This is a genomic window from Pontibacter silvestris (genome assembly GCF_020907275.1).
Lineage (GTDB): Bacteria > Bacteroidota > Bacteroidia > Cytophagales > Hymenobacteraceae > Pontibacter > Pontibacter silvestris.
This window is the reverse complement of record NZ_JAJJWI010000013.1, coordinates 40505-59766: the sequence shown is the minus strand read 5'-3', so window position 1 is coordinate 59766 and position 19262 is coordinate 40505. Positions and strand designations below refer to the sequence as shown.

Genomic DNA, 19262 nt, shown 5'->3' with positions numbered 1-19262 from the left:
TTCTAGCAGATCAGTGTGATCTGTGAGTTTATTTTTCACATTAATAATAGGCAGGAATAAAATCCGCACAAGTTATCACTGCCATGGCAATAGCAACAAAACAAACCGCACCCACCGACGAATTCCGGGACCATATTTCTACTGTAGACGCAGACGGAAAAAGGGTATGGGTGTATCCAAAACAACCGAAAGGAACCTTCTATAATTACCGCAAATTTGTAAGCTACGGACTGCTGGCTTTACTGTTTGCAGGCCCCCTCATTAAAGTTAATGGTCTGCCACTGCTTATGCTTAATGTAGTGGAGCGTAAATTTGTCATTTTTGGCGTGCTTTTCTGGCCGCAGGACTTCTTTATATTGGTACTGGCCTTTCTGGCTATAATGGTCTTTATCATTGTGTTTACAGTGGTATATGGCCGCTTATTCTGTGGATGGGTTTGCCCGCAGACAGTTTTCCTGGAGATGGTCTTCCGCCGCATCGAATACATGATAGAAGGGGATTACACAAAGCAGAAAGCTCTGAACAAGATGCCATGGAACAAAGAGAAGATATTGAAGAAAGGAGGTAAAAACTTAATCTTTTTACTGATTTCCTTCCTGATCGCGAATACCTTTTTAGCTTATATCATCGGTATAGACAGTTTAAAGGAAATAGCTGTAGATAACCCACTTAACCATTTGGGAGGCTTAGGAGCAATTGTAGCTTTTACAGGTGTGTTTTATTGGGTGTTTGCATATTTCAGAGAGCAGGTTTGTACCATTGCCTGCCCTTACGGACGCTTACAGGGGGTGATGCTGGATAAGAAAACAGTGGCAGTGGCATATGACTACAGCCGTGGCGAACCCCGTGGCAAAATTCGCAAAGGCGAAGAACGCACCAAAGGCGACTGCATAGACTGTAAACAATGCGTACATGTATGTCCTACAGGCATAGACATCCGCAATGGGTCACAGCAACTGGAGTGTATCAACTGTACAGCCTGCATGGATGCCTGTAACGACATCATGCGCATGATTAACAAACCTGAAGGCCTGATCCGATATGAATCAGAAGAAGGAATAGCTGAAGGTAAAAAATGGAAGCTGATGACACCACGCGTAATGGGTTATACTGCCGTGCTGGCAGTACTGCTCACAGCTCTGACTACATTGCTGCTTACACGCGATGAGGCTGAAGCTACCATTCTGCGTACGCCGGGCCAGCTTTATCAGACAACAGCGCAGGGGAATATCCGAAATCTCTATAATATCTCCCTTATCAACAAAACAAACCACCAAATGCCACTAACCCTAAAGTTATTGGAGAAACAGGGTAACATAACAGTGGTGGGAAATGAACTGAAGCTGCCTGCACAAGGCATTGTAGAGGGAGTCTTTTTCATGGAAATTCCGAAAAGCCAGTTAAGTGGCATGAACTCTAAAGTTGAAATAGGGGTGTACAGCGGCGATGAACTGATCACAACACAGAAAACCAAATTCTTAGGACCTGCTAACTAGAAGCAGGAAAGCTGTTGAAACACATACTTATGAAATTACTAAAAATTAAAATAATGGCATCTACATATAATCAACTAAAAAATAAAAGCTTCTCCTTATGGCCCTATGCCATTGTAACGGCTATTGTGCTTTTTATGAGCTACATTATTTACTTTGTTGTACAGGCGATGGGGCAGGACGTAGACCTGGTAAGCACTAACTATTACCAGCAGGAGATAGCATATCAGGAGCACATGGATAAAGTAGGACGGACAAAAGCTACAGGTGATGTGCAGCTAAACTATAACGCGGAAGCACAAAATATTCTTTTACAGCTTCCTGCTGGTTTTAAAAGCAAGCGTGTGAATGGTAATATAAGCTTCTTCCGCCCGTCCGACGATGCCCTGGACTTTGATGTTCAGCTACAATTAGGGAGGGATATGAGCCAGTTAGTCAGTGCAGAGGAAATGAAAAGTGGCCTATGGAAAGTGCGTGTAAATTTTACGGCTGATACTGAAACTTACTTCACAGAAAAGACAATTCTGATACAATAATATCATGGTTTGGGCAGGATTCTTATTTGGATTGGTCGGCAGTTTCCATTGTGTCGGGATGTGCGGCCCTGTAGCAATGGCCTTACCATTTGGCGGGAGTAGCGGCTGGCGTTATTACACCGGGCGCCTCCTGTACAATGGGGGGAGGCTAACAACTTATATGCTATTGGGAGCTTTGGCAGGAGCTTTTGGGCAGTCGCTTCAAATGGCAGGGCTGCAACAGGTGGTGTCCATAATATCAGGTGTGCTTATTTTACTTCTTCTGGTTCTGCCTGCCGCTACAAAAGGCAAAGCCTCCAGGATAATGGGCACTGATATACTTATGATGTGGGTGCGTCGCAAGCTAGGGTACTTTTTTAAGCAAAACTCTTTAGGAGCCCTTTTTATGGTGGGTATTCTAAATGGCTTGCTGCCATGTGGCTTCGTGTACATTGCCTTAGCCGGAGCTATCAGTGTTCCGGGTATGGGAGGAGCTATGCTTTATATGCTGCTTTTTGGTTTAGGTACATTTCCGCTTATGTTCCTGGTGTCTCTCTCCGGCAAGTTTATCAGCCTGAAATTACGCAGTTCTTTTAATCGCCTGGTGCCTTATATAGGAATGACTCTTGCCGTGTTGTTTATTATGCGGGGCCTTGGTTTAGGTATTCCGTACCTAAGTCCGAAAATAGTACAGACAGCACACCATAAAACTGAAATTACTTGTTGCTCAAAACCTAAATAGTATTTATCAATGGTATTATAACTTCCCGGCATTATTAAAGCACGATAGCTACCTATAAAATAAATCTTCTAAAGCCTTAAAAACTGATAAATGTCATTTTTTGAGCTGATTTTGCTCACTGCATAACGTTAAAGCTGATTATAACTTTGTTAAACTAATCGGAAGACTATGAACAAGGCGAGCACAATCAATAAAATTTTAATACCAGTAGATATCGATAAGGCTGCAGAGGCTTTGCTGTTACTTAGTTATGCGGGGCAGTTTGCAGCAGCACTGAATTCAGAACTTTTATTGCTGAACACTTCAGGAACATTAGGCCTGACCTATACTGAGCAAACAAACAAGATACATGCGCTTAGAGCAATTGGAGACAGAGTTTTAAGCTGTAACTCAAAAAAAGAGCATGTGCCATTCGAATGTGTGGTCAGGCCTGGGAGCCTTAAAGATATAATCAAGGCTGTTGTTCTCGATTATAAGGTTGACCTGGTATTGATGGAGGCTGATGTCTTGCCTGAGGTTAGCGCTGCTTCTGATAAGGACCATGCAGCTGTTATTATGGAGTTAGTTTCCTGTCCGGTAATGGTGGTGCCTACTATGGTACCGTATAAAAAGCTTAGTCGCCTGGTGTTTGCAACCGACTTTACGGATAAGGATAATAAGGTACTGCAACAAATAGCAAATTTTACAAGGCAGGCAGATGCGAGGCTAACCCTAGTGCAGGTTATCAGCAAAAATGACCGCAAGCAGTTAAGCAGTATCAAAGCAGCTATGCAGGACGTTCAAAAGCAATTGGATAGTAAAGTTATTGAGCTTAAGCTGTTGGAAGAAGACGATTTGCTGGAGGGCATCAGCGATTTTGCAGAACTTAACGAGGCTGATATGCTGATTCTGGCTACACAAGACAACCACCTGATGAAGCGCCTCTTTAGAAACAATTACACGAAAACACTGGCCTACCATACACGCATTCCGCTACTGACGTTTAAGCAAGTAAAGAAAAAACCTTGTTCCGGGTGTTGTGCCAATTGTATCAGCAAATAAAAAGAATTGCAGGCAAAGAAAATACTAGAGGCAACCGGAATACAAAATTCTTAATCTGCTTCATCAGCAATAGGCTGTAATTATGTTAATAACAAAGCTGTAAGAAGTGGGAGTACTGCGAGGTTAGGAGGTGCAAGTACAATCTTCTGCTTACTTATTTAAAGCTGGAGGTACAGTGGGTTTTCTCTTTTATGTGCTAAAGATAAATTTTGTACTGATTCATTATGTGCTCCTGTACAGGGGCTAGCCAAGCAGAATGGCTTATTAGGTTTATCAGACAGTTTAAAGAGAAGTATAGCCAACGAGTTATGGCCCTGCAGGCTATGGAAGAATTTACCATATGTAAACCTTATTTTTAAGATCTTTGGAAGAACATACTATACCTGTATCAGCAAATGAGTAAAGAACTACCTTTGGAGCATACTCTTCATGAATAGGAAGGCACCTTTAATATAATTTTTGGAAATGTGAGCATAAACCACACTTATTTTAGGTGTGATTTTCTTTTTTAGCCACAGATATTTATATAAGCTGATCAAACGCGTAAACTATAACAAGAGGAATATTGATAGTACTGAAAATGGTTAATTATAATTTTAGTTAAATTATCTCTGATATAACTCAAATATAATGCCCGCTGGCATATTAAATATTCGCTTATTTTTGCAGCTGAATATTTATCCTTTATATGATTTTTGATGCCTTCAAAAGAACGCTGGATCATGTTTTTAATATCCTGCATGAGACGGATGAGCCGGGAACAATCCGGGAGATAAATGAAAAAATCCCAATCAGGGGTAATAATACCTGGATGCTGATGTGTTCTGCCATGCTGGCTTCTATCGGCCTTGATACAGGTTCTGGTGCAGTTATTATTGGGGCTATGTTAGTTTCTCCGCTTATGTCTCCTATTCTGGGAGTAGGTCTTTCTGTAGGCATTAACGACCGGGAAATGCTGATCGCATCTCTCAAAAACTTAGGAGTAGCTGCCCTTGCCGGTTTAATAGTAAGCACCTTATACTTTAAGGTAACACCTCTTGGGGAGCCAACCAATGAGTTGCTTGCCCGCACACAGCCTACGTTGTTAGATGTCATGGTGGCTTTTTTTGGCGGGCTGGCAGGTATTGTTTCTATCTCTAGGTCCGATAAATCTAATGCTATACCAGGGGTGGCTATTGCAACTGCCCTCATGCCGCCACTTTGTACAGCGGGTTATGGTTTGGCTTTAGGACGACTGGATTTCTTTTTCGGTGGCTTTTACCTTTTCTTTATCAACGCTGTTTTCATCAGCCTTGCCACTTTCCTGATTGTAAAGTACCTGAAGTTTCACACAAAGGACTATATTAATAAGGATAAGGAGAAAAAAGTAGCACGGATAATGGCAGTAATGCTGGTGATAGTGGTACTGCCAAGCGTTTATTTTCTTTACAATATTTACCAGGGGGTGCAGACGCGTAAGAAAATTGAAAGCCTGATCATCAGTGACTTTGCTTCCCGGAATAACGAGATTATTAAATGGGAAATACAGGAGGAGGATACCCTGAATTACATTAAAATATATAGTGTAGGCAACACTGTAGAAGATAACCTGGTAGGGCAGTATAACGAGGTACTGCAGAAAAATTCATTAGAGAACTACAAAGTAAGGCTTGTACAGCTGGATGTTTCGGCAGAAGATGTGCAGCGGATGGCTACAGACCTGACAAACAACCTTACCCGTGACTTTTTAAAAACATTAGAAATTCAAAAACTGCAGGCACAAAGAGCTGATAGTGTTCGGGCCGCACAAAGTGTGCTGACCCGCTCCGGATCTGCTACAGAAGATTTAAAACTGCTTTTCCCGGAAATACAGAAAGTGCAGATAGGAGATATGGTCAGCACAACCAGCCAGGCAAAAGCAGATACTATAACACTGGTGATGATTGACTGGAAACTACCTGCGCAAGCCCAAGCCAGGAACAGAAGACAGGTATCAGCAACAGCATCTGCTAAAATAGAGGAGTTCGAAACTCGTATAAGTACTTATTTGTCATCAAAACTAAAAAGCGATTCGTTGCAGATAATGTCCACCATCAATAATTAGATAATATTTTAAGATGGCAGCAAGGGCTGTTCAGTATCTGACAGTAAAGAGTTTAGATAAGGGAGTGAATGGTAAGTTCGGCTTTTGAAGAAGCCGATGAGGCACATTTATTTCTTATAGAAGCTTTTTCGTAAGCTCTAGTTTATGTATAAGCAAAAGTATATGGCCAGTAAAACAGTAACTAATCTAAAAAAGAAACTCTATGCAATAATTTTTGAGGCTGATACTGCCGGCGGTAAAGCTTTTGATGTTGTATTGCTTGTATTAATTTTAGCTAGTGTCCTGACGGTATGTCTCGAAAGCATTTCCAGATACCGGATTCTGTACCTGGATTGGTTTAACATTGCTGAGTGGTCTTTTACCATTATTTTTACACTGGAGTACCTGTTGCGGATTTATAGCACACCTAAACCACTTAAATATATTTTTTCTTTTTTCGGGGTAGTTGATTTTTTAGCCATTGTTCCAACCTATCTGAGCCTTATAGTAGTTGGTTCTCAGTATCTGCTGGTGATACGGTCGTTGCGCCTGTTGCGTGCTGCCCGCATTTTTAAGCTTACACGTTTTATTAATGAGGGGCAGGTTTTATCGAAGGCACTGCGGGCAAGCTTAGCTAAAATTACGGTCTTCCTGGGTGCTGTTTTAACCGTTGTGGTTATTATTGGCTCCCTGATGTACATTATAGAAGGCGCTGCGAGTGGTTTTACCAGTATACCTACTAGTATTTACTGGACAATTGTTACGCTTACAACCGTGGGCTATGGTGATATTGCACCGGCCACCCCTTTAGGGCAGATTTTGGCCAGCTTAGTCATGGTTATGGGCTATGGTGTCATAGCAGTGCCAACTGGTATTGTATCTGTAGAATTGGCCAGATCAGAGAAAGAGACTGTTACACGTGTGTGTCCCAATTGCCACAAAGAAGGCCATGCCATGGACGCCAACTACTGCTATAACTGTGGCTACAGCTTAAATGACTGATTTGTGACTGAAAACATAGCTCAGAAAAGTTGATGCTTTGTCTGTTGCAGGTAACGATGAAGTGCAATAGTGGCTGCTTTAGAATTAGTCAACTATGTTTCGCGGTATGTTTACAGGTAAACGGGTAAGGAGTTCGTAATTTAACTGCGTACTACGTTCACCAAAAGAAGCCACAGTTATACTTTTATCACCCTGCGTTCCAAGCAATACTACTTCATCATCTTTTCTTACTCCCGCAATGTTTGTCACATCTACCATCATAACGTTCATATTTACAATGCCTACCACACCTGCATAATGCCCCCGTATGAGCACTTGCCCCTGATTGCTTAGTGAACGGCTGTAGCCCCAGGCATAACCAACCGGTATGACTGCCATTATCATGTCTTGCGAAGCCTGGTAAGATGTTCCATAACCAACATAAGCGCCTTCGGGTACATGCTTTAAGCTCATAATGTGGCTTTTCCAGGTTATCAGGCGATGAAGAGGGTCCTGCATATTTTCATTTTGAGCAATATATTGTCCATAAGTTTCAGGGCTGGGCCAGAAACCATATTGCATAATACCAATGCGCACCATGTCCATCTGAGTTTTAGGATAAGCCATTGTTGCAGCAGAACAAGCTGTGTGCTTCAGCTTAGGTTTTAGATGTTTATTTTCCAGCTCTTTTACCTGCTGATTAAAGCTTGTATACTGAGCCATAACTCTTTCGTGGTTATGCAAATTTTCTGCACCTGCATAGTGCGTGCAAACACCCTGTAGCTGTACATTTTCCTGTTGTGCCTGAAGCATTGAAACAGCCTGAGATAATGTAGCACCATCGAAGCCAGATCGGTACATACCCGTTTCGAGTTCGAGGTGTATTTTTGCTGGCTTCTTTATCCTTTTTGCAATACTTATAGCTGACTCCAGCCTATCCAATTCGAAAACAAAAAATTCTATCTCATTCTTTATTACCCACTCCAGTTCAGAATTATCGATATAACCCATCACCATAATTGTAGCAGGAGCGGGGAGGGCTTCAAATAACCTAAAGGCTTCGTCCGCACTGAACACAGAGAAATGGTTCACACCGCTCCCCTGGGCTATAGGGCCAAATTCCTCAATACCATGCCCATAAGCATTACCTTTGATAACGGAAGAGAACTGGACATCTGGGCCAATTCTTTTTTTTATAAAATCTATGTTGTTCTTAAGTGCTGACCTGTTTATTTCAATGTAGGAACTAGGGTGCATTAGTTGTCGTTTTGGGATGGTTTATAAAAAAACTCTAAGAGCACAGGTATCTACTGTTTCTAAGATTATTGGAGAATTATAAATACTAAAGGAAACATAAGGTTTTTTAGTAACTTTCTGCAGCAGTAAATAAATTAGCTATCAAGATTCAAATTGCCATATCTCCTGAGCAACAGCAAGAAACATTTTAGCCCCGGTTTCAATGAGCTCGTCAGGAAAGTCATAATCAGAGTGGTGAAGCTGGGGTTGGTCAATGCCTGAACCAATACCAAATAAAGCACCTTTATACTTACTGGTGAAATGCCCGAAGTCTTCAGACCATCTGAAAGGAGTAGCAGCATGTTCTACCTGCAGGTGCAGTTTCTCCGCAGCTTTCTTTACCAACTGCACGCATTCCTGATTGTTTACCGTGGCCGGAAATTCCTCTACATAAGTAACACTATTCTTCAGCTTATACTTATCAGCTACTGACTTAGCCGCACTTTCTGCCTGTAGCTTCAGCTTTTCAAAGTCTTCTGGCTGATATGCTCTTAATGTAGCCATAACGGTGGCAAAGCCGGGGTTTGTTCCAAAAGCGATCTCTCCTAACCGAGCATGAATAACAGTCAGGAGAGCAAGATTCTGGAACTGGTTTTCATGCTGCACTAATTTATTAAGCTTCTGCACTAACTCTGCCATAGCTAAACCTGGATTGATGCCATTTTCCGGTTCTGCTGCATGAGAGGGTTTACCAAGGAACTCTGTAATAATACCTGTCGAAGCTGCTGCAAAAACACCTGTTCGGATAATTATCTGATGCAGAGGTACACCTGGTAGATTATGCAAGGCAAAAACATAGTCTGGCTTCAGTTCCTGAAATTGCTTGTCTTGTACGACAGACCAGGCTCCGGCACCTGTTTCTTCTGCAGGTTGAAAGAGAAGAATCACTTTCCCTTTGTTAGGCCTTTGTTGTGTCAGCAGGCTTCCCACACCAGCTAGTATAGCCATATGTCCGTCATGCCCGCACAAGTGCGCAACATTTTCTGTCTGAGATTTATAAAGAGCAACGCCTGTCTCTAGTATGGGCAACGCATCTAGTTCTGCTCGGAACAAAATGGTAGGGCCCTTCGGGTCTTTACCTTCAAATACAGCAGCCACGCCTGTACCGCCAATATTTGAAATAATGTTATCGGGATGATACTGGTGCAAGTGTTCTACTACCCGCTTTGCCGTAGTATACTCTTGTGATGATAATTCCGGGTACTGGTGGAGTTGCTGGCGTAATTTAATAATATCTTGAAGATGAGGGATATTTTCCGGCATGTAAAAATGATTACATTATACGTTGCGTAGAATTTTACATACGAATCTTAAGGCCTAGTGTTAAATAACAGAATCCTTTTTCAAAAAGCATCATTAGCCAGCTTTCGCTCTTACGCTTACAGAAGAGCGAACCTTCCTTTAGGTTCTTGCTTTCCAGCTTCAAACCTTACTGCCGTTAAAAGCCTTTTTTATGGTATAGCAATAACGCAAGGCTTTTCCATAGCCCCACAGCCAAAACACTGGTAGGTAAATTCTAGGCGAATTCTTTGATAAGCTGCTGTACCACCTGGCGAATTACATGATCTACAAGTTGAATATTCTCTTTTATAACAGGAAAGTTTACCTGGGCTTTCGAATCTTTTTCTATCTCCCGAATAACGTCGCGCAACTTTTCAATACGCATGGTATCAATCGTAGATTTCAGTTTATGAGCGGCGGCGGCTACACCAGCCCAATCAGCCAGGTTATATTTATCCTGTAAGTCAGTAACAGTTTCAGGAACAGTATTTATAAAAAGCTGCTTTGTTTTGTTAATAAAAACTTCGTTACCCCTTGAAAGTTTAATTATAGTAGCTAAATCGAATAAAGGGGGCTCAGGTACTTCTGAAGTTACGGCCATACTGTCTTCTTCTGTTTCCGTTATGTTGTTTTTCTTCTGTCTTACATTTTTAGAAATCTTTAAGAAAAGTGCCTCTTCCTCGAAAGGTTTGGAAATATAATCATCCATACCAGCTTTCATATACTTTTCCGCGTCGCCTTTTATGGCATTTGCTGTAAGTGCAATAATTGGAGTAGCCGCTATATTTCCATCCGAGCTGTTCCTGATATAATTAGTTGCATCAAGGCCACTCATTTCAGGCATCTGAATATCCATCAGAATGATGTCATACCTGTTTTTGTCAGCCAATTGTGTCGCTTCCAAACCGTTTCGGGCAATATCAACATCAAATCCCCACCCCTCTAAGATGGACTGCGCCAGGAATATATTAACCTCATTATCTTCAGCTAAAAGCACATGTAGCTTACCCAGGCTGCTATAATCAACCTCATTATGAGATTCAGCAGCATTTACTGTATCCTTTGACTTAGGATAAGAAAGTGTAAACTTAAAGGTGCTGCCTTTTGTGCTGCTATTGTTATCCACCCAAATGCGCCCCCCCTGAAGCTCAACAAGCGTTTTACAGATACTCAAACCTAAGCCACTGCCCCCGTACTTGCGCGTTGTGCTGGAGTATGCTTGTGTAAATCCTTCAAAAATATATTCTTTTTTATCTTCTGGTACTCCGATACCTGTATCCTTCACAGAGAATTCGATTTTAACATTATCCTCTGTTTCTTCCAGTACATTGGTTTTGAGTTCGATGCTTCCTTCTTCTGTAAACTTTATGGCATTGTTTAACAGATTAAGAAGTACCTGGTTTAACCTGTAAGGGTCACCGACCAGGTTAAGCTCTGCTAACTGTGAGGTCTCTACTAAATAAGCTAACTCTTTTTCTTCTGCTCTGTACTTTAATGTCTGGTAAGCACCTGTTATAGTTTCATTTAAGTTGAATGGAATTTCCTCCAGCTCAATTTTACCTGCTTCTATTTTCGCAATGTCCAGTACATCATTAATTATAACCAGTAGGTTATCTGCAGACTGGCGGATAATCTTTAAATAGTTTTGCTGTACCTCATTTAACGTGGTTTTGTCCATCAGGCCTGTCATACCCAGAATACCATTCATCGGTGTTCGGATCTCATGGCTCATGTTTGCCAGGAAGTTTTCTTTTACACGTGCCGACTCTTCTGCTGCCTCTTTGGCTTTTTTCATTTCCTGTTCTGCCAGCATTCGTTCAGTTATATCCTGTGCAATGGCAATAATATAAGGGGCAGCGTCAGACTCATCTACTTTATAGTTCTGGTAGTAAACATAAATTTTTTCATTTTTCGTATTGTACATACTCAAAATGCCTTCCTGAACAGTTTTGCTGTTGTATCTCTCCAGGTACTCCTTAAATTTGTTTTCCTCAACTTTCGGGAAAAATTCTTTTATCTGCTTACCAACAACTTCATCTTCCAGGTACCCTAAGCTGTTAAGCAGGTAAGGGTTTACAGATAATATATGTCCCTGTAAATCATGGCTTAATATATAAGCCTGACTATACTTTACGAGGTCTTTGTACTTCTTCTCACTGTCCCGGAGAGATTCGTTAGCACTGCGCTGCTCTGTAATGTCCCTGGAAGAAGATTGCAGCTTAATTACATTGCCACCAGCATCATAAATAGGTTTGATAATGGTTTCAAACCAAATGTATTCCCCCTGCTTGTTTCTTTTACGGTGCTGTATAACAGTGTTAGGTTTTCCTAGAATTGCCTGGTCTATTCCATGGTTCAGGGTTATATGTATGTCATCAGGGTGTGAATAATCCAGCGGAGAAGTGCCAATAAGCTCTTCCGGATTATATCCAATAAGCTCATGTACCGCTTTGGATACATAGATATAGGTTCCATCTAAATCATGCAGGCAAATAAGGTCTTTTGAATTTTCTGATAAAAGGCGGTGGAGCTCTTCGCTTTTTTCCAACCTTTCGTTGGCTAATCGTTCTTCTGTAATATCAGAGCCAACCCCCAAAACACTTACTTCTTTGTCTTTCAGAATAAGAGGCCTCTTTACCGTATGGAACCAGAATTCTTCACCACTTATTTTAGTAAAGCTCCCCTCAAACTGTACTTCCTGCCTTTCCTGAATCACTTTCCGGTCAGCTTCATCAAAACGGGCAACTTCATCAGGTAAAGCATGAATCTCTACATCGTGTTTACCAATAATATCTTCTATGGAGCATCCGTAAAGGTCAGCTAAGGTTTTATTAGCCAGTGTGTAATATCCATTGGAGTCTTTCACAAAAATCAGGTTAGGGCTGGTGTCAATAACCTGACGGATAAGCTCATTTTTTTCCTGAATCTCCAGCTCTGCTTTCTTCTGCTCAGTATAATCCCTGATAATGATCAATACCTGGTTAGAACTGTACTGCACTATTCTGCCTTCATAGTACTTTATTCCATCTGATAAAGACAGATCATACTCTATGCGTGCTGGCTGGTTGGAGGTCAATACTTCCGTAATAAGCTCCATGAACCTTTTCGCTAAAGCTGCGGGAAGAGTGCTTTTAAGGTTATTGCCAACAATTTCCTCCTTCGGAACAGGAAGGTGCTCCTGATCAATGTCATTCATGCTCAGGTAGGTACCTTCATGGTCAATGATGAACATCAGATCCGGTATGGCAGCCAGTATAGCCCTGTTTTTGCTTTCGCTGGCAATAAACTCTTCCTGTGCTTTTCTTAGTTCTGTAATGTTAAGCCCATAACCAATAATAAGGCTTACTTCTCCTTTCTGGTCCAGTACCGGGCTTACGTTACGGATGAAATAGGAGGTTTCTCCTTTGCTGTTCGTAACGGCTTCTTCAAACCGGATGTGTCTTTTTTCATGTAGCGCCTTAAGCAGATGAACTCCCCTGGACTTCATTTTTTCAGGAGGAACGTTTCTGTAGGCACTGTACTCTTCGTTATTCTTGCCTATAATCCATTTGCGGACATCCGGATTACCAACTGACATAGGGTTTACGAATACGTATCTTAGCTCTTTATTGTAAACAGCAATGTCGGAAGGTATATTATTTAGTACAGATTCATAAAATTCTTTCTGACGGGCCAGTTCCTGGCTTTGAAGCTTTGATTCCGTAACATCCTTGGCTGAGCCAATGACCTGTAACACTGTTTTATCTTTTTTGCGCTTATAGATGGTTTCGCGGCAAAGCAGCCATTTTATGTTACCTGCTTTGTCTTTTACTTTATATTCTACCTCTACTACTTCACCATCAAGTGTGCTTTCAATGCGATAAACATGGGCATACAATTTCTCCAGATCTTCAAAACAGAGAATAGTACTGAAGAAATTTCCATCCATTGCTTTGATATCGCTGCTGTTGTAGCCTAATACCGTTTGCACATGCTCATTGGTATAGATGTTCTTGTCGAGGTCTAAATCATAAACGTAAATGATATTTGGAACTGTGCGGGTAATGTTCCGCACCATGTTCTGGCTTTCCTTTAACTCAAGTTCTGCTTTCCTTCTGGCTGTGATATCAGTAAGATATATGTTGGCATATCCTTTTTCCGGAAAGGGTGAAACTGAGAGTAAGTAATAGTTGGAATTTACATAAGTCTCAAAAGTACCTGTGGATGTTATGCCTTCTGAAATACTAAGCTTCCGGAACATTAACCTTCTGAAAGCTTCAAATCTTTTGATGGATATTTTCTGAAGCAACAGTTGTGCTGCCATGTTGGTATACAAAACTCCTCCATCAAAGCTAAGGCGTAACACAGGACTCGGATATTCCTCATGAAATTCAGATTGGAGTGCGTTTTTAACCCTTAGTTTATGCTTGGCAGTTATGTCACGATAAATCCATAAAGTACTGTTATGGTCAAAACTCTTACTAACGCTAATGCGTTCGCGTTCAACTACTTTTCCGTTTTGTAAAGTAAACTCTTCAAATCGTTCCTCTTGGGCATAGGTTCTGGAGGTATTATGTGACGAAACAGATACCAGCAGTGTCTGTTGCTCCAAAAGGTTTACAGGAAAACCAACGTATTCTTCAGCAGACTGTGGTAAGTCAAACAGTTCTCCAAAAGAATTATTTATAAAGAGGATATTAGCATTTGCATCCGTTACCAGGGCAGCATTGGGGAGCGATTCCAGTATAGAACATAAAAGCTGCGTATAGTCATTTGATGATAATTGGGTAGGTTTACCCGCACGTAAAGCTTTCTCTAAAGCTTCAGATTTTACCTGAGCCAGTTCTTCAGCAGCTAAGCGAAGTTTGCGTTCCTGCTCCAACTGCTGGCGTAAAAGCGCCAATTCATATTCCTGCACTTCAGCCATCAATTAGAAAGTAACAGTTGATAAATTGATGTCTATGGACACTAGTGATTTTATCTTCACTGGAAAGTCTGGTAAAAACGAATCAATAAGTTATGAAGGTTCTAAACAATCCGGGAAGAATAAAGTTTAGACACAGATAAAATTAACAAAAGTTTCTTTATAAAATTTATTTCAGGGTCAGTTCTTTATTCTGAACCATTCTATAAACAGTTGATTTGCCAATATCCAGTTTTTCTGCTACCAAAAGGACATTTGATTCATATTTGTCCAGGAAGTGCTGGATAATATCTGTTGTATATTCTTTCAGAGTGCGCTCTGCTGACAGAAAATCTTTATCAGAACTGATGGCGGTTAAATTTATATCCTGTTCCTGTATGATGCTGTCATCAGAAAGCACAACAGCCAGCTCCACAACAGCTCTAAGCTCACGTACGTTGCCCGGAAAGGCGTAGGAGAGGAGTTTGTCCTGTGCTTTGGCAGAAAGGCTTTTCTTTCCCATGCCATTTTCTTTAGCAAAGGCATCTATAAAGAACTTCGCCAGCACTAATATGTCTGTTCCCCGGTCACGCAAAGGCGGAATATAAACGGGTAAACCAAGCAGGCGGTAATACAAGTCTTCTCTGAAGTTGCCTTTCTTCACTTCTTCAGCCATATTCTTATGTGTCGCCACTATAATGCGTGCATCTATGGGTACAACTGAATTGCCGCCAACTCTTGTTATTTCCTTTTCCTGCAGTACACGAAGCAGCTTGGCCTGCAAACTTATGTCCAGTTCTCCAATCTCATCCAGGAAAATGGTACCTTTGTTAGCTTCTTCAAACTTCCCAATCCGGCGGGACATAGCTCCTGTAAAAGCTCCTTTTTCATGGCCAAACAGCTCACTTTCCAATAGCTCTTTTGGTATGGCAGCCACGTTAACAGCTACAAAAGGAAACTTTTTACGTGTACTATTATAGTGTATAGATTTTGCGACCAGTTCTTTACCAGTACCTGTCTCACCGGTAATAGAAACTGTTATATTGGTCTTTGTGGCTTTATCCATCATCATGAAAACCTGCTTGATGGGGGCGCTGTTACCAATAATGAGTTTGCCAAAATCGTACTTTTGACCAATTTCATCGCGAAGTTGGTTGATCTCCTCTCGTAAAGAAACGTTTTCCCTTATTTTGGTTATAGCGTTCCACAAGCGTTCCGGAGTGTCTTCGTCTTTTACAATATAATCGTAAGCTCCCTTTTTAAGCAGATCCACAGCTGTAGCGACATCCTCCTGCCCTGAAATAACAACCACCTGCGTATCAGGGCTCATCTCCCTGATCTTCTTTAGAACTTCTGCTCCATTCTTATCTGGAAGAGAATAATCAAGTGTAACGACATTAGGGCGTTCAAATAAGCTGTCAAGGCATTCTTTGGCAGCATGAAACTTTTTTATATGGTAATCAGGATTAAGAGATAAATGGTATTCCAGCAGTTCACTGTACCACACGTCGTCATCCAAAATAAAAATATTGAAAGAGGTATTAGCCATTTATTCTTGCACACTTTATTTCTGCAACTCCAAAGATAATAGTTCTTTGATTGCTTTAAAATATTATTTAATTATCTTTTGTTAAAATATGCAAATGGCTTATAAATAGATATTTGCGATTTATTTAGTGGCTTTACTGGAGGAATAAGTGCAATTATTTGGCTTTTAAGTAATAGGAAGGTTTCGCTTAACTTAACCTTAAAATAAAAGGATAGAAGAGAGGCAGGAATTTCTGCTGTTCTTGCTCCCAAGGAACTCCTTGAAAATTATATTCTACGAAGGAAGGAAATGTCCTACAAAAGACTTGAAAAGCGTTAAAACTAAGCTGTTTTACATAAAACTGATGTTGCTTTATGCAGAAAATATCCAGGGGTGTCTAAGCAAAAGAGCCGCTGAAGAAACTATATTTCTTCAGCGGCCTCTGATAAAGTTTTCCGACTGTTAGCTGGCTCCAATAGGTTGAAATTTAGCCCGCATAAACAGGAATATGCCATAACAGATGAGGCCAAGGGCGACAGCACCTAAAACGAAAGACCCATAAGAACTATCTTCAAGAAACTGAAAGGCTCTGGTGTTGCCGCCTGCTTCCTGCGGATTCGCCTTGAGTGCGGCCTGCAGGAAAAGATACCCAATTACGAGCCATACAACTCCACGTGCGAGATAACCAAACTTTCCCATCTGGATTAGTTTATTTTCAATATCGCTCTTCAGACCTGAACTTCGTACTTTTTTTCTGTACTTGTCCGAAAGCCCATAGTAAATCTGGTAGATACCAATGGCTGTTATGCCAATGGCTACCATACCTACCAGCCACTGCCCAAAAGGTTGTTGTAGCAGCTTGCTGGCCAATGTTTGCTGCGAGGAGCCACCGCTGTTGCCGCCGCTTCCCAGCACCATTTTAGCAGATAGAAAAGCCAGAGACCCATACACCAGGCCACTAAAGATATAACGGATGCGTTTACCGACTCCCTTTGTGTCGTGCCCCTGATGTTCAGTGTCTATAAAGCCTTGAATAAAGCGCCAGATAGTGTAACAAAAGAGGCCTAGAGCTACAATTGCCAGCAAGGCCTTGCCGAAAGGCTGCTGCAAAATAAGCCTGAAAACGCCTTCCCGGCTCGCTTCTTCAGTGGAGTTGCCATTAATCTCAAAGGCTGCCATAAAAGCCAGCACACCAACCAGGCAATATACTACGCCTTTAGCTGTTAAGCCTGTTTTTGCAAAATTCCTGACCCACTCTGGAGGCGGGGCAGGAACATGTGAGGAAATATCACTCATAAATTATTCATTTTGATAATACATCTCCTCATACAAGTATTTTGCAGTTAATGTTGGCGAAGAAGAGCTGCCTACAAGTACTTGTAACGTTCAACAGCTTCTTTTTCAAGCCGTTCCCTGTGGTCCGGATGGGCAATTTCTATGAGTGCTCTGGCACGCTGTCTTAAGTTTTTACCATATAAATAAGCTACGCCGTATTCTGTGACCACGTAGTGCACATGTGCCCTGGTGGTTGTAACGGCTGCCCCTGGGTTTATTAACGGTGTTATCCTGGAGATGCCCTTAGCGGTAACGGACGGAAGTGCAATAATAGGTTTACCGCCCTTTGACAAAGCCGCTCCACGCATAAAGTCCATTTGTCCACCGATACCGGAATACTGATACGTACCGATGGTGTCTGCTACTACTTGGCCTGTTAAATCTATTTCAATAGCGCTGTTAATGGCTGTTGCCTTGGGGTTGGAACGGATGACAGAAGTATCATTCATGTAATCTGTCCGTTGCATCAGGATGAGCGGGTTGTCATCTACAAAATCATATAATTTACGATTACCTACAATAAATCCTGTAGCCACCCGTCCCGGATGCCGGTATTTATGTTCATTTGTGATAATCCCTTTTTCTATAAGAGGCACAACACCATTGGAGAACATTTCGGTGTGTATGCCAAGTTCTTTGTGGTTGGTCAGGCTGCCCAGAACTGCATCAGGAATAGCGCCAATACCCATTTGCAGCGTAGCTCCGTCTTCTACCAGTTCGGCTATATAGCGGCCTATGGTTTCTTCTTTACTCGTAATGCGCAGGCTGTAGTCTACTTCAGGCAAGGCCTCGTCTACCTCTACCAGCACATCTAAACGGCTGATATGAATTAAGCCGTCACCATGTGTACGAGGCATCTGTGGGTTTACCTGGGCTATAACATGTTTTGCGCTTAAAACTGCTTCTCTGGTCACATCCACTGAAACGCCTAAGGAACAATAGCCGTGTTTATCAGGAGGAGAAACATGTACAATGGCTACATCGAGCGGCAATATTCCAGACCTGAACAGGTGAGGTATCTCACTCAGGAAAATAGGCACATAATCTCCACGGCCACTGTTTACGGCATCACGGACATTGGCTGATACAAAAAGAGAATTAACGAAGAAGGAATCTTTATAGCGTTCTTCTGTAAGCGGTATTTCACCATAGGTAGTGATACTAACCATTTCAACATTTCGCAGTTCATCTGCCCGCTCTGCCAGTTTTCTTATAAGGTACTGGGGCGTTGCTGCGCTGCCTTGTATAAAAACCCGGTCACCGGATTTAATAATGGAAAGTGCTTCTTCAGCTGTTTTGTATAAAGTCTTATTTTCAATCATGTGCTTTTAATTTATTCTAATCTATACTGTGAAGCCGTAGCTTGTGTTTTTATATGATGCAAGCTTTAGTTCGTAATATTAATAATAAATGATATTTGTCATAGGGTTTAACCGGCTAACTTTGCCTTAAATTAGCCGTAGCATATCATCTATAGTGTTTTAGCTATGCTGCGAAAAAAATAAAAGCTTTTTGAGATGAAAAGAACTCCCTTTGCTATTTATCCTCTGATGCTATTGCTGCTATTCAGCGCCTGTGTTGCTACATCTGGCGTTGTAAGCACACATGCTATTGTGGCACCTGGTGCAGCTACTAAAAGTTATAAAACCTTTGCCTGGTACCAGGATGAGCCTGAAGCAGAAGCAGATTATGATGATGGATTTGATGCTGACCTTAACAGGGATATCCGCCGCGCAGTAGAAGAGGAGTTGCTTGAAAAAGGCTTTACGAAGGTAAGCAGTGACCCCGATGTGCTGGTGGCGTATGATGTAAGCGTTTCAGTGCCTTTGGAAAAAGATAAACCGGAGAATTTTTCCACTGGGTTTGGCTATAGCTATGGGTACATGAGTGGCTATCGGTACAGCTATGGAGATGGTAATGTACCTGGTTATCGTGCGGTGGATTTATTTAAGCAGGGAACACTTATAGTAGACCTGGTAAACCCAAATAATAAACAGTTGGTGTGGAGAGGTTGGGCTGAGGGTGCCATCAGTAAGTTTAACTCCAGCTATAGCAAAGTACATCAGCAGGTGGAGGATGTAATGGAAGCATTATAACTTTTTTTGT

13 protein-coding genes are annotated in these 19262 nt (G+C 41.6%); 7 read left to right on the top strand and 6 right to left on the bottom strand.

Features of this window, described 5'->3' with window-relative positions; translation table 11 throughout:
* Window positions 1-83 precede the first annotated feature (83 nt).
* The 6 genes from ccoG (at window position 84) to LN995_RS13045 (ending at window position 6855) form a co-directional block, all read left to right on the top strand.
* Window positions 84-1496 carry a cytochrome c oxidase accessory protein CcoG gene (gene ccoG / locus LN995_RS13070; protein WP_229961529.1) on the top strand — a complete coding sequence of 471 codons (1413 nt, stop codon included), beginning with the start codon at window positions 84-86 and terminating at the stop codon, window positions 1494-1496.
* A gap of 29 nt (window positions 1497-1525) precedes the next feature.
* The gene (locus LN995_RS13065) at window positions 1526-2029 is read left to right on the top strand and encodes a FixH family protein (protein WP_229961528.1); all 504 of its coding nucleotides are present in this window, start codon (window positions 1526-1528) and stop codon (window positions 2027-2029) included.
* A 4-nt stretch (window positions 2030-2033) separates the two neighbouring features.
* Window positions 2034-2750 carry a sulfite exporter TauE/SafE family protein gene (locus LN995_RS13060; protein WP_262910482.1) on the top strand — a complete coding sequence of 239 codons (717 nt, stop codon included), beginning with the start codon at window positions 2034-2036 and terminating at the stop codon, window positions 2748-2750.
* 168 nt (window positions 2751-2918) lie between these two features.
* Entirely contained in the window at window positions 2919-3791 is an 873-nt protein-coding gene (locus LN995_RS13055) for a universal stress protein (RefSeq protein ID WP_229961526.1), read from the top strand.
* A gap of 688 nt (window positions 3792-4479) precedes the next feature.
* Window positions 4480-5874 (top strand): TIGR00341 family protein, encoded by a 1395-nt coding sequence (locus tag LN995_RS13050; protein WP_229961525.1) that lies wholly within the window; start codon window positions 4480-4482, stop codon window positions 5872-5874.
* A 144-nt stretch (window positions 5875-6018) separates the two neighbouring features.
* Complete coding sequence (locus LN995_RS13045; protein WP_229961524.1) at window positions 6019-6855, top strand: ion transporter; 837 nt, start codon at window positions 6019-6021, stop codon at window positions 6853-6855.
* A gap of 84 nt (window positions 6856-6939) precedes the next feature.
* On the opposite strand, the gene alr is transcribed toward LN995_RS13045, so the two are convergent.
* The 6 genes from alr to LN995_RS13015 form a co-directional block, all read right to left on the bottom strand.
* Window positions 6940-8091, bottom strand: a complete 1152-nt coding sequence (gene alr, locus LN995_RS13040; RefSeq protein ID WP_229961523.1) for an alanine racemase — start codon at window positions 8089-8091, stop codon at window positions 6940-6942.
* A gap of 141 nt (window positions 8092-8232) precedes the next feature.
* Window positions 8233-9393: an amidohydrolase gene (locus LN995_RS13035; RefSeq protein WP_229961522.1), complete on the bottom strand. Its 1161-nt coding sequence runs from the start codon at window positions 9391-9393 to the stop codon at window positions 8233-8235.
* Between the two features lie 253 nt (window positions 9394-9646).
* Window positions 9647-14317: a PAS domain S-box protein gene (locus tag LN995_RS13030; RefSeq protein WP_229961521.1), complete on the bottom strand. Its 4671-nt coding sequence runs from the start codon at window positions 14315-14317 to the stop codon at window positions 9647-9649.
* 166 nt (window positions 14318-14483) lie between these two features.
* Complete coding sequence (locus LN995_RS13025) at window positions 14484-15842, bottom strand: sigma-54-dependent transcriptional regulator (protein WP_229961520.1); 1359 nt, start codon at window positions 15840-15842, stop codon at window positions 14484-14486.
* Between the two features lie 441 nt (window positions 15843-16283).
* Window positions 16284-17117, bottom strand: coding sequence for a DUF1206 domain-containing protein (locus LN995_RS13020; RefSeq protein ID WP_229961519.1), 834 nt, complete (start codon window positions 17115-17117; stop codon window positions 16284-16286).
* 71 nt (window positions 17118-17188) lie between these two features.
* Window positions 17189-18478: an acetyl-CoA hydrolase/transferase family protein gene (locus LN995_RS13015; protein WP_229961518.1), complete on the bottom strand. Its 1290-nt coding sequence runs from the start codon at window positions 18476-18478 to the stop codon at window positions 17189-17191.
* Between the two features lie 195 nt (window positions 18479-18673).
* Here LN995_RS13015 and LN995_RS13010 point away from each other — a divergent pair, with 195 nt between their 5' ends.
* Entirely contained in the window at window positions 18674-19252 is a 579-nt protein-coding gene (locus LN995_RS13010; protein WP_229961517.1) for a DUF4136 domain-containing protein, read from the top strand.
* Window positions 19253-19262 lie beyond the last annotated feature (10 nt).